The following is a 12,837-nucleotide window of genomic DNA, read 5'->3' as shown; positions in this document are numbered from 1 at the left end:
CTATGGCATCCATGAATAAAAGCGGCCGACAGATCAGCAAAAAGGTTGCGGGCGTGCCCTCATCGGATGGTGCCGGGGTCAAGATGCGCCGCCTCATCGCCTCGCCCCTGCTCGATTATGTGGATCCTTTTTTGCTGCTCGATGAATTTCGCACCGATCGCCCCGGAGATTATATCGGCGGCTTTCCCGATCATCCCCATCGCGGCTTTGAAACCGTTACCTATATGCTGGCGGGCCGGATGCGCCATGGCGATAATAAAGGCAATCAGGGGCTTTTGCGGCCTGGTTCCGTCCAATGGATGACCGCCGGTCGCGGCATCATTCATTCCGAAATGCCCGAGCAGGAAAATGGCCTGATGTGGGGCTTTCAGCTTTGGGTCAATCTGCCAGCCGATAAAAAAATGATCGCCCCGCGCTATCAGGATATTCAGCCCGAAGATATTCCGCAGATCGAACGCGAGGATGGCATTCGGATCAAGCTGATCGCCGGTGAAGTGGATGGCGTCAAGGGCGCGGTGGATGGCATTGCCACCCATCCGGTCTTTTTGGATATTGCCCTGCCTCAGGATTTATCCTTCAGCCATGATCTGCCCAGCACCCATAATTGTTTCGTCTATCCCTATGATGGCGATATCGCCATTGGTTCAGGGGATGAAGCCCAGCTTTTACCGCATCAGCAATTGGCCGTTCTCAGCCCCGGTGATCAGGTCGAGATCATCGGCAAATCCCCGCTTAGCCGGTTTATTCTGGTGGCTGGCCAGCCCCTTCATGAACCCGTGGCCCGCTATGGGCCTTTTGTTATGAACACGGCTGATCAATTGAGACAGGCCGTTGCCGATTTTCAGGCGGGCCGCTTTTGATTTTGCGACAGGCCTTTTGCCATAACCAGCGTGAATGAGGAGAGAGATGATGTCCGCACCCTTAGAAACAGCGACGAATCCCAAAGATTTCAAGCTGAAAACCCGTGGCCTGCACCATGCGGCCTATCTGACCAAGGACATGGATAAAACCATCGATTTCTATCACAATCTGCTCAATATGCCCTTGGTGGTTACCCTGGCCCTACCCGAACCCGATCCTTTTGCCGGAGAAATTCCGGTGCGCGGCGATGTGGCAGGCACCCGGCATTATTTCTTTGATTGCGGCCAGGGGGCAAGCCTCGCCTTTTTCTCATGGAATGAAAGCTTTGGGGATATCGATCCCGATCTGGGGGTGATGCATCATATTTCGCTCAATGTCGAAACGGTGGACGAGCTTTATGCCTTGAAAGAAAAGCTCGAAGCCCATGGGATTTCCGTCACCAAAGTGATTGATCATTTCTTTTGCAAATCGATCTATTTCCGCGATCCCAATGGCCTTTATCTGGAATATTCATCCTCCACGATCGAATATCATGAAGATAAGCCCTTTCTGGAAGATCCAGAGCCGCTTGATGAAGCCGTCAAGGCCTTGGGCGATAAGCTTTCAGACTATAAAACGCAATTCCGCGAAGGCCATAATTTCGTCGATCCCGATAACAAAAAGCATTAAGGGCGGGGTGTTATGCCGGGTCCATCGCGTGAAGGGCGCGTGCATTCGAAAGAGTGGACCCGGCAACTGAAGCAAAGCGATGGGCTGACCGAATGGCCCTGACGGCGGCGCTATGAGGGGCAAGTGCTTTTTCTCACCTGCCCCTCATTTTCCTGTTAAAGCGCCCTGAAGGCTTTAGAAATCCAAAGAGAGCCGTGCATAGTAGAAGCCGCCATTCAAGCCATAAGCGAGACCCCGCAAGGGAAATTTGATATTGCCAAATTCTCCGCTGGGATCGCTGGTGATAAAGCGCAGAGGCGAATTATCGGCCAGTTTATTGGGCTTTTGATCCAGCAGATTATTCGCCCCCACCGCGATCTGCGCCCAATCGGTGAGCTTATAGCGCAATTCGAGATCGATCAGCACCGCCGCACCGGGGCGCAGGCGGTCTTCATCCGCCAGCCCCAATCCGGCGATGGCTTCAGGCGGAAAGCCCAGCCCCCGCGCGGTGAAAAAGCTGGTTTCCGTGCTGCCGAAATAATTGAACCGCAACACGCCGCCCCATTCATCGCGCTCATAATCGAAGCTGGCATTCCCCCGCACCCGTGGCTGGCCGCGCTCCAAAAACACTTCTGATGGCTCGGGGAATAGAAAAGCGGGATCCACCCCATCGGGTGCTCTGACATTTTCCACGGTGGTTTTATTGAGATTGAGCGCGAAGGTCGAGGTCAGCGCCCCTCCGGCAAGGGTGGTATTGTGATTGATCACCACATCCACCCCTTTGGTTTCGGTATCGATGGCATTGGAGAAGAAATTCGCCTGACCAATGGCATTATCAATCAGAAACTGCTGGGCTGCAGGCGCATCATCCAGATCGCCGGGGCGCAGGGGATTTCCCAAAACGATCCGATCATCGATTTGAATCAAAAAACCATCCACGGTGATGGTGAGATTATCCAAAGGCTGCCAGACAAAGCCTGCGCTATAGCTGTCGGATTCCTCCAATTGAAGACTATCGATGCCAAAAAAGCCCGGAAATTCCGACCCGACCGAGGCCAGCAGGGTTTCCGTCAGGCCCGCAGCGCTGGCTGTGGTCGCCACCTGAGTAAAGCCGATCTGTTGCAGAGAAGGTGCGCGAAAGCCTGTGGCCACAGCCCCACGCAGGGCCAGCTGATCGGTGATTTCAACCCGGGAACTGACCTTCCAGGTGAATTTATCGCCGATATCGCCATAATCTTCAAAACGCCCGGCGACGCCCAAAGTCCAGATATCGCCAAAGGTCGTTTCAAAATCGGCATATACGGCATAATTATCGCGACCCGAAGTGCCCGCCGTTTCCGGGCGGAACCCGGGAAAAGCCTGAAAGCCGCAGGTCGCCGCAGTTGCAGGATCGGTGATCGAGGGGATGAAACGATTTTCCGGGCTCAAGCCGCAGGAAAAGCTTTCAAGCTGACCGGGCGTGATGCGAAAGGTTTCATCGCGATATTCCGCCCCGAAGGCCATATAAAGCGTGCTGGGCAACAGATCATCGATCTGGCCTGCGATATCAGCATTGAAGGTGGCCTGTTCAAATTCCAGGCTACCGGAAAAGCCCGACGTAGGCCCCAGATTGGCCACAACCTCGGCATCCGTGGCACCGGGATTGTTATTCAAAAAATCGGCCGCAATCGAAACATTGGGTGTATCGCGGGTTCTGAGATCATAATCATTCTTGCCATAAACCGCCGAAACATCCCATGTCCAGAAGGCCCCCAGATCGCCGCGAAAACCCCCGGCAAAGGAAATATCTTCGGATTCATTGAGATCGCGGGGCAAAAAGCCTTCGGGGAAGGCCTGTGGCACTGTGCGCGCCGGATTATTGGTAAAGCGGAAAAAACCGGCCCCCAAAGCTTCATTATAGGAATAGCCGCCAAAGCTGTAGAGCTCGACGCTATCCGATATGGGTGCGGCCATATTATACCACAGCATATAGCCTTCGGAATCCGCATCCCCCACCTGAAAACGCCGATCCCCGAAAAAGGGGCTGATATCCGCGCGATTGGTCTCTTCAGCATTGCGATATTCAGCGGTGAAATTGATGAACCCGCTTTCGCCCAGGGAAAAGCCGCCATTGCCCTGGATTTGATAGCTTTCCCCATCGCCTTCATAGGTTTGGCCAAGCTGGGCGGCAACATAAAATTCATTGACGCTTTCTTGCAATTCGATATTCACCACCCCGGCAATGGCATCAGAGCCATATTGGGCCGCTGCACCATCGCGCAGAATTTCAACCCTTTGAATGGCCGCCGTGGGAATAGCGTTGAAATCGGTTCCCGTGGCACCTTCGCCAATGGTGCCCGACAAGCCCAGCAAAGACCGCTGATGGCGGCGCTTACCATTCACTAAAACCAGCACCTGATCAGGCCCCAGGCCGCGCAAAGTGGCCGGGCGGAACAGATCATTGCCATCGGAAATCTGTGTGCGGGAAAAATTGAACGAAGGTGCTAAAGCCTGCAACATGGGGCCAAATTCGGTAAAGCCATTCTGGCGGATCGTTTCGATATTGATAACATCCACCGGCACCGCCGTATCAACAGAGGTGCGCCCCTTCACCCGGGTGCCCAGCGTGATGATTTCTTCAATCTGCGTGATGGCGCCGCTTTCGCCATCTTCATTGCTTTGCGCGTAGGCCCCCGATGCCATCAGGCTCAGCAAGGGCAAAACCGCGACCGATCCCAGCAAAGCCTTATGATAACCGCGCCTGCTCGCAGCATTTTGTTTTTTCACATGATCCTCCCGATCAAACTTGTTTCAAATCATCACATATTTGTCCGCCTGTTTTTCCTCACAGGTCGGCTCTGCGAAACAAGGTTATATATTGAGACTTAAAAGCGCGATAAAAAACACTTTAAACACGCATTTTATGAAGCAGTGTTGCTTCATGCTCACTATCCTTTTCATTTGCTTCCCTTATCACTACATGCTTGGGGTGATGTGTATAAGCTCTATGACAAGGATGTGTTTATGACCCATGCGATCAAGTCTGCGCCCTCAGTCGATCCGTTAGCCACCACCCGCAAGGCCCTGAGAGCCGCAGGCTATGGGGATGAAGCCCAGGAAACACGTCACCTGCTCGATGCCCTTCCTTTTGATGATACCCAGCGCAAGGCGGTGGTGGAACGGGCCCGCTCGATCGTTCAGCGTTCACGGGATTTAAGCTCTGAACAGGGCACCCTCGATGCTTTTTTGCAGGAATTCGGGCTCTCCAATCAGGAAGGGGTGGCCTTGATGTGTTTAGCAGAAGCCCTGCTGCGCATTCCCGATTCCGAAACCCAGGATGCGTTGATTTCCGAAAAAATCCGCACCGGCGATTGGTCGAGCCATCTGGGCAAATCCCACAGCCCCTTTGTGAATGCGGGGGTGTGGGCTTTGATGCTTACCGGACGCATCATCAAGGTTGATCCCGCCATCAGCAAAGACCCCGCCGATTTCATGGATAAGCTGGTAAAGCGCACCGGCGAGCCGGTGATCCGGCAGGCGGTCAATCAGGCGATGCGGATCATGGGGCGACAATTCGTTTTTGGCCGCTCTATTGGCGAAGGCCTGAAACGCATGAGCAAAATGCCCGATCAAAAGCAACTCATGAGCTTTGACATGCTGGGCGAAGGGGCCCGGACCCAAGAGACTGCGGATCGCTATTTCAAGCTTTATAAAGACGCCATCGATGCGGTGGGCAAGCATGAAAGCGCGAAACTCGGCGGCCCCAATACACGCTCGTCGGTTTCCATCAAAATTTCCGCCCTGCATCCCCGCTATGAACTGACGAATGGCGATCAGGTGATGGCCGATGTCTATGATCGGCTGCATGATCTGGCCTTGCGGGCCAAAAACTATGATATCCAATTGACCATCGATGCCGAAGAAGCAGATCGCCTTGATCTGTCGCTCGATCTGTTTGAAGCGCTCGCCCGCTCGCCCGAGCTTTTGGGCTGGCCGGGGCTGGGGCTGGCTTTGCAGGCTTATCAAAAACGCGCCCATCATGTAGTGGATTGGCTTTATGCTCTGGCCCATGAAACCCATCGCCGCATCCCTGTGCGGCTGGTGAAAGGAGCCTATTGGGATACCGAAATCAAGCACGCCCAGGAACTGGGGATGCCTGATTATCCGGTTTGGACCCGCAAGGCCGCCACCGATCTGTCTTATCTTGCGTGCGCGAAAAAGCTGATTGATGGGGGCGATGCCTTTTATCCCATGTTTGCCACCCATAATGCCCATAGCATTGCGGCCATCGAGGAAATGGGCCGCGATGCCGAATATGAATTCCAGCGTTTGCATGGCATGGGCGATGTGCTTTATCTGGCGGTGCGTCAGGAAATTCTGCGCCCGGTGAAGGCGCGCATATATGCCCCGGTGGGGGCGCATCGCGATCTTTTGCCCTATCTGGTGCGGCGGCTTTTGGAAAATGGGGCCAATTCCAGCTTCGTCAATCGCTTCATGGATCAGAAAGTGCCGGTGGAAGAGGTCGTGCGCGATCCCATCTCCATCATCGAAGCCGATGAACGGGGGCGCCATGCCAATATCCCCCTGCCCCGCGATCTTTATGGCGAGGATCGGAGCAATTCCAAAGGGCATAATCTGCAGGATCAGCCGCAGCTTTCCTCGCTCAGAACCGCGATTGCCGAACATCATGATCGCCGCTTTGATCTGGCCAGCCTCATCAGTGGCAAGGCCGCCGGTGGCGCCCCGCAAGATGTGCTGTCGCCCATTGATCGGCGGGAAAAGGTGGGCAGCATCCGCATGGCCGGAAAAGACGATGCCATGAAGGCCCTGAAGGCGGCCCAAACCGCCTTTCCGGCATGGAACCGCACCAAGGCCACAGCGCGGGCCGATATTCTACGCAAGGCCGCCGACCTTTTGGAGGACAACACCGCAATCCTGATCAGCCTGATGGTGCGCGAAGCCGGGAAAACTTTATCCGATGGCATTGCCGAAGTGCGGGAAGCCGTTGATTTCTGCCGCTATTACGCGATGATGGCGGAAAAGCAATTCGGTGCCCCCACGCCCCTGCCCGGCCCCACGGGCGAGCGCAATGAGCTGATGTTGGAAGGGCGCGGGGTGTTTCTTTCGATTTCGCCATGGAATTTCCCCCTCGCCATTTTCACAGGGCAGGTGATGGCGGCCCTGGCCGCAGGCAATACGGTGCTCGCCAAGCCTGCCGAGCAAACATCGCTGATTGCAGCTTTTGCCACCGAACTGTTTCATCGCGCCGGGGTGCCTGCCGATGCCCTGCATCTTTTGGCTGGCGATGGCCCCGAAGTGGCCGGGCCCCTGGTTGAGGATGAAGGCATTGCCGGCGTCGTCTTTACCGGCTCCACCGAAGTGGCGCGGTTGATCAACCGTAATCTGGCCGCCCGCGAAGGGGCGATCGTGCCGCTGATCGCTGAAACCGGCGGGCAGAATGCCATGATCGTTGATAGCACCGCTTTGCCCGAACAGGTCTGCGATGCGGTGATGGAAAGCGCTTTCGGCTCGGCCGGGCAGCGCTGTTCGGCCTTGCGCATCTTGTGTGTGCAATCCGATGTGGCCGATGAAGTCATTCAAATGATCAAGGGGGCCCTGGCTTTGCGCAAGCTGGGCGATCCGGTGAAGCCGGAAACCGATATCGGCCCAATCATTGATGAGGATGCCCGCGCCGTTTTGCAAAAGCATATCGAGCGGATGGACAAGGAAGCCCACTTCATCGCCCGCGCGCCTCTTGATCAAAGCCTTCAACATGGGTGCTTTTTTGCCCCGTCGATCTATGAAATTTCGTCTTTGGCGCAATTGCAGCGCGAGGTATTCGGTCCGGTTTTGCATATTCTGCGCTATAAAGCCGACCAGCTTGATCAACTGATGCACAATCTGGCCGCCACCGGCTATGGGCTGACCTGCGGGGTCCATTCCCGCCTTGAAGGCCGCTATCTGGGCCTTTTTGAAAAATCCATTGCGGGCAATGTCTATATCAATCGCAATATGGTGGGAGCCGTGGTGGGCGTGCAGCCCTTTGGCGGACGCGGGCTATCCGGCACCGGCTTTAAAGCCGGGGGGCCGCATTATCTGCTGCGCTTTGCCAGCGAACGGGTGCGCACCATCAATACCGCAGCGATTGGCGGCAATACCGATCTTTTCCGCCTCATCGGCTGAAGGGCGGCGTGCCATAAAAAAAGAGAGACCAAATGAAATGCAAAGGGGGGCGATCTTTTGATCAGCCCCCAGACTTTTTCCACATATCGGCGGGATCAAAGCTCAGGGATGAGGCGCGGGTCCAGACCTGTGACTGGCAAAAAACCAGCCAGCAGCCTTTTACCTCAAGGCTGTTTTCATCTTTCAGGTGCAATTGTGCGCGATAGGATTTGCCGGAACGGGGATCATGGATCCAGCCATCCTGCAGGCCATCATCATCCAGCAGAAAATCGCTGAGGATCAGCGCGCCTAAGCGTTTCCCGCTTTCTGTCCAGATGATATTGCCGCAAATCTTCTGGTCGCTGATCGTATCATCACAGGGCTGCACAACAACGGCCGAGCGATCCCCATCGGTTTTCCACACCCCCAAAACCGACGAAGCCTGCGGATCGGCCAATCCCTGCGATATGGCAAAAAACAAGGCAATGATGACGCCAGAAATGAAAGCCAGTGCTTTGGTGGAAGAACGGACCATGGAAATACTCTGCGGAATGACGGATTATGCATGATCATCAAAGAGATGACAGGCCCAGAAAACGGAGGCTTATTTAGAAAGGCATTAAGACGAAATAAAGGCAAAAATGATGCTGAAAGCCGCTTTCACCGAGCTGTGATGCGCGATGATGACCTTGTGATGCCCCTCAAAGCCCTTTCGGGATCACCAATTTGCGATTGAGCGATACCGAAAAAATCAGGCCGAAAGCGGTCAGCATCGTGAGCATGGCCGAGCCGCCATAAGAAATCATGGGTAAGGGCACCCCAACCACCGGCAAAATACCCATCACCATCCCCACATTGATGAACACATATAAAAACATGGTCAGGGAAAGACCGGAAGCCAGCAATCGGCCGAATTGATTGCGGCAGGTGGCTGCCACATAAAATCCATAAGCCAAGATGAAAAGATAAAGGGCAATCACCCCCATCCCGCCAACAAGGCCAAATTCTTCGGCCAAAGCCGTAAAGATAAAATCGGTTTTCATTTCGGGCAAAAAATTAAGATGGCTTTGGGTGCCCATCAAAAAGCCCTTGCCGGTGAGCCCGCCCGATCCCAAAGCAATTTTTGATTGCATAATCTGATAGCCCGCCCCCAAAGGATCGCTTTCGGGATTGACGAAGGTCAGGATCCGCTGCTGCTGATAATCATGCAAAAAACCCCAAGCCACAGGCACCGCAGCCGCCGCTGCCAGCACACCCCCCAAAAACAGCCATTTCGGTGCCCCCGCTAAAAACAGCACCGCCATCCCCCCGGCGGCCAGCATCAAAGCCGTTCCCAGATCGGGTTGGCGCACGATCAGGGCCATGGGCAAAAGAACCATCAAAAAAGGCGGGATCAGCCGCACATATTGGCCCGATTGGGTAGCATTCAGGCCGTGATAATAGCGGGCCATCGCCATGACGAGGGCGATTTTCATAATTTCCGATGGCTGCAAGCGCATGAAGCCAAGATCAAGCCAGCGCTGCCCCCCCATACCCACAACCCCAATGAATTCAACGGCGATGAGCAAAGCCAAAGCCCCAAAAAAGGCGGGATAAGCCAATTGAAACCAGAAACGCAGATCCACAAGAGCAATAGCGATCATCAAGAGAAAAAGAGCGCCAAAGCGAATGGCCTGTTGCCGCGCCCAAGGATCGAAATGCCCGCCCCCCACGGAATAAAGCATGGCCACACCCACCCCGGCGATCAGGATCAAAACCGCAATCACCAGCCAATTCAGATCCAAAAGCTTTTGCGGCAGGCTGCGCTTCACCTTGCGCGGTGCGAAAAGATAACCCTCACTCATTCAATCATCCACAAAACTGCTGCCCGGGGGCATCTGCGCCGCCCCCAAGGCCCGGCGCATCTGATCAAGGGCCGGGCGGCCCGCCGGATCGCGCTCTAAAGCCTGGGCCATCACATCCCGGGCCACCGGTGCCGCCGCACTGGCCCCGCCGCCCCCATGTTCGATCAAAACACAACAGGCATAGCGCGGCTTATCAGCAGGGGCATAGGCAACAAACCAGGCATGGTGACGGGCCTGCCATGGCAGATCTTCCTGCTTTACATTATTATCGCGCATTTCTCGGGTAATGCGACGCACTTGGGCCGTGCCGGTTTTTCCCGCCATGGTCATGCCATTCCACGACAAGCGCGATCGATAGGCGGTGCCGCGATATTCCAGAACCTTTTCCATACCGCGCCGCACCACGGCCAGATGATCGCCCGCAAAATCAAGCTTTGGCCAGCCGCCATTGGGGGCTGCGGGCAGGGCCCGGGCATCAGGCCCAATGGCCCGCACCAGCCTTGGCCGCACCATATAGCCGCCATTGGCCAGCCTTGCGGTCATCACCGCCAATTGCACGGGGGTGGCAAGTAAAGCCCCCTGCCCGATCCCCACATTCAGGGTTTCGCCACCCATCCAGGGTTCGCCGGTGGTGGCGATTTTCCAGCCCGGCGTGGGCACCAGCCCGCTCGATTCTCCGCCCACCTCAAGATCGAAAACCTGACCAAGGCCGAAATTCTGTGCCCATTGCGCCAGTCTTTCAATCCCCAATTCATGGGCAATCGTATAAAAATACACATCACAAGATCGGGCCAGAGCATCTTCCATATTCATGGCGCCATGGCCTTCCCGACGCCAGCAATGCCACACATTATCGCCTAAGCGATGGCGACCATTGCAATAAATCGTTTTTTCAGGGGTGATGATCTTATGATGTAAAGCGGCCAGTGCCACCACCATTTTAAATACAGATCCGGGCGGATATTGCCCGGAAATGCATTTATCAACCAAGGGCTTGCGCGGATCGCGCAACAGTGCCGCCCAATTTTCCCGGCTGATCCCCAGATTGAAGCTATTGGGATCATAGGATGGGGTCGAGACATGGGCATAGATATCGCCGGTATCAATATCCATCACAACCACGCCGGCGGCTTCTTCGCCCAAGCGCTTTGCAATCGCCCGCTGCAATCCCATATCGATGGTCAACGCCACCTGATCGCCGGGAATACCTTCGGTGCGCCCCAATTCGCGAATGGTGCGGCCATAAGCATTCACCTCAACCCGGCTTGATCCTGCCCGCCCGCGCAAAATCCGATCATAGCTGCGCTCCACCCCGCGCTTGCCGATCTTGAAACCGGGCAAGGTCAGCAGAGGATCGCCATCCATCTCTTCCTCACTGGCCGATCCCACATAGCCCACGATCTGGCTGGCCACCGGACCATCGGGATACCATCGGCTCAAACCGCTATCGGGCTGAATCCCGGCCAGATCGGGGGCCGAGACATTGATTTTAGCAAAATCCTCCCAGGAAAGCCCCTGCGCTACCGTCACCGGCAAAAATTTGCGCTGCCGGGCGATCTGGGTTTCAACCCGGCGCAGATCGCGTTCGGTCAGATGAATGATCTGCCCCAGCCTTTGCAGCGACAAGCGCACATCAAGGCTTTGTTCGGGGATCAGGAAAACGCGATAATCCTGACGATTGCTGGCAATGGTTTCGCCAAAACGATCAACGATATCGCCCCTGTGCGGGGCCAGCATCCGAATGGAAATGCGGTTTTCTTCGGCCAGCATTTCATATTGATCGGCTTCCACCACCCCAAGATAATAAAGCCGCCCGGCCAGAACCGCGGTTAAAAGCCCCTGCGCCCCGGCCAGCAAGGCCGCCCGGCGGGAAAATGTCTTAAAGCGTGAGGTATCAGATGCCATGATCCTCTTTCAAAAATCCGCTTTCATCATCTTATCGAACCAGCCGAAAATCCAGCCAAAAAGCGGATAAGCCGCAAGGGTGACAAGACCTTGGGCAATCACCGGCATGGCCGATAGATTATCCCCATAATAAAGGCTGGCAATGATCCACGACAAGAGCATGGCCAGAAACGTGACCGGAACAAAACCCAGCCATCCCACGGCAAAAGACTGGCGCACAAACAGCGCCTGTTGATTGGATAGCACGATCTGGGCAATCATCAGAACCAGCATATTCAGCCCCGGCGGCCCGCCCGACAGCATATCGAGAAAAAATCCGATGGCCGCCACCAGCCCGATGGGCAAAAGATCGGGCCGATGGATCGACCAGTAATAAACAACGATCAAAGCCATATGCGGCAAGGGCACCCCGCCGCTGGCATCGCCATAGGGCAGATGCATGATGATGATCAAAACCACCGCGATCACCGCAGGCCCAAAAGCCCGCAGCAGCGATAAGCCAAAACTGCCTGCCCGCTCGCTCATGGCTCGATCGCCCTGGCCGTGCCCTCATGATTTGGCGCATCAACGGGGGTATCCTGAGGCGTCGGCTCCATATCCAGATCGCGCAAAACCGGCTTTAAAACCTGCACGAATTCCAATCTATCGAGCAAAGCCACCGGTTTGATCAGCACCTCTTTCGAGGCATCGGCCACCACATGGCCCAACAAAATATCGGGGGGGAAAATGCCGCCATCGCCGGTCGTGACCACCGCATCACCGGGCATGGGATCCACACCGGGGGGCAAAAAGACCAATTCCAAAAGCAGCCCATTGCGGCCCCGGGCAATGGCCGGATCGCCGGTTCTTTGCAGCCGCACCGGCACCCGGCTGTTCAGATCGGTAATCAGCAAAACCCGCGCCGCCTGCTCACCGGCGGCAAAAACCCGCCCCACAAGCCCCAATTCATCGACCACGGGCTGATTATCCCTCACCCCATCAGCCCGCCCGGCATTGATGATCACGCTGCGGACAAAGGGCCCGCCGGCCACCCCCACGATCCGTGGGGTCGCGATAGGGGTATTGTGCAATTGAGGGGCATTAAGAAAAACCCGCAGGCGGGCATTTTCCCGCTCCAGCGCCCGGGCCGCCGCCTGCCATTGCAACAGCCGCTCATTTTCGGCTTTCAAGCGCCGGTTTTCCGCCAGCAAAGAGGTCAGCGATCCGGCCCATTCGATGGCCGCATCAGCCCGCTCCACCGGCCGCGACAAAACCTGCAGCAAAGGCCGGGCAAAATCCCCTGCCACCCCGCGCATTCTATCGATCAGCGGATGATCGATCCGGCCCAGCAAAAGCAGGGTAAACGCCACAAACAACAAGCCCGCAAACAACCGCCGACCCGTCCGGCTGGCCAAAAGGCCCCTTGATGTTTTGGCAAGGGGCGCTTTCAAGGGCAAAG

Annotated in this window: 9 protein-coding genes; 3 read left to right on the top strand and 6 right to left on the bottom strand. The window is 55.8% G+C overall.

The features are described from left to right. Positions 1-2 precede the first annotated feature (2 nt). Positions 3-860 (top strand): pirin family protein, encoded by an 858-nt coding sequence (locus AQ1_RS05030; protein ID WP_042084887.1) that lies wholly within the window; start codon positions 3-5, stop codon positions 858-860. A 46-nt stretch (positions 861-906) separates the two neighbouring features. Then, on the top strand, positions 907-1,530 hold the full coding sequence (locus AQ1_RS05025; RefSeq protein WP_161760429.1) for a VOC family protein: 624 nt from the start codon (positions 907-909) through the stop codon (positions 1,528-1,530). Positions 1,531-1,704: 174 nt separating this feature from the next. On the opposite strand, the gene AQ1_RS05020 is transcribed toward AQ1_RS05025, so the two are convergent. Continuing rightward, complete coding sequence (locus AQ1_RS05020) at positions 1,705-4,275, bottom strand: TonB-dependent receptor plug domain-containing protein (protein ID WP_052370979.1); 2,571 nt, start codon at positions 4,273-4,275, stop codon at positions 1,705-1,707. Between the two features lie 237 nt (positions 4,276-4,512). Here AQ1_RS05020 and putA point away from each other — a divergent pair, with 237 nt between their 5' ends. After that, entirely contained in the window at positions 4,513-7,671 is a 3,159-nt protein-coding gene (gene putA, locus AQ1_RS05015; protein ID WP_042085040.1) for a bifunctional proline dehydrogenase/L-glutamate gamma-semialdehyde dehydrogenase PutA, read from the top strand. A gap of 61 nt (positions 7,672-7,732) precedes the next feature. On the opposite strand, the gene AQ1_RS14420 is transcribed toward putA, so the two are convergent. From AQ1_RS14420 to mreC, 5 genes are all read right to left on the bottom strand, one after another. Continuing rightward, positions 7,733-8,185 (bottom strand): DUF2147 domain-containing protein, encoded by a 453-nt coding sequence (locus AQ1_RS14420; RefSeq protein ID WP_052370976.1) that lies wholly within the window; start codon positions 8,183-8,185, stop codon positions 7,733-7,735. A gap of 166 nt (positions 8,186-8,351) precedes the next feature. Further along, positions 8,352-9,494, bottom strand: coding sequence for a rod shape-determining protein RodA (gene rodA, locus AQ1_RS05005; protein WP_042084884.1), 1,143 nt, complete (start codon positions 9,492-9,494; stop codon positions 8,352-8,354). Further along, positions 9,495-11,399, bottom strand: a complete 1,905-nt coding sequence (gene mrdA / locus AQ1_RS05000; RefSeq protein ID WP_042084882.1) for a penicillin-binding protein 2 — start codon at positions 11,397-11,399, stop codon at positions 9,495-9,497. A 9-nt stretch (positions 11,400-11,408) separates the two neighbouring features. Next, complete coding sequence (gene mreD / locus AQ1_RS04995) at positions 11,409-11,924, bottom strand: rod shape-determining protein MreD (protein WP_042084881.1); 516 nt, start codon at positions 11,922-11,924, stop codon at positions 11,409-11,411. Next, entirely contained in the window at positions 11,921-12,793 is an 873-nt protein-coding gene (gene mreC, locus AQ1_RS04990; protein WP_150007306.1) for a rod shape-determining protein MreC, read from the bottom strand. The genes mreD and mreC overlap by 4 nt, the downstream gene beginning before the upstream one ends. Positions 12,794-12,837 lie beyond the last annotated feature (44 nt).

Source organism: Iodidimonas nitroreducens (assembly GCA_000710935.1).
Lineage (GTDB): Bacteria > Pseudomonadota > Alphaproteobacteria > Sphingomonadales > Rhodothalassiaceae > Iodidimonas > Iodidimonas nitroreducens.
This window is presented reverse-complemented; position numbering and strand designations above follow the sequence as displayed.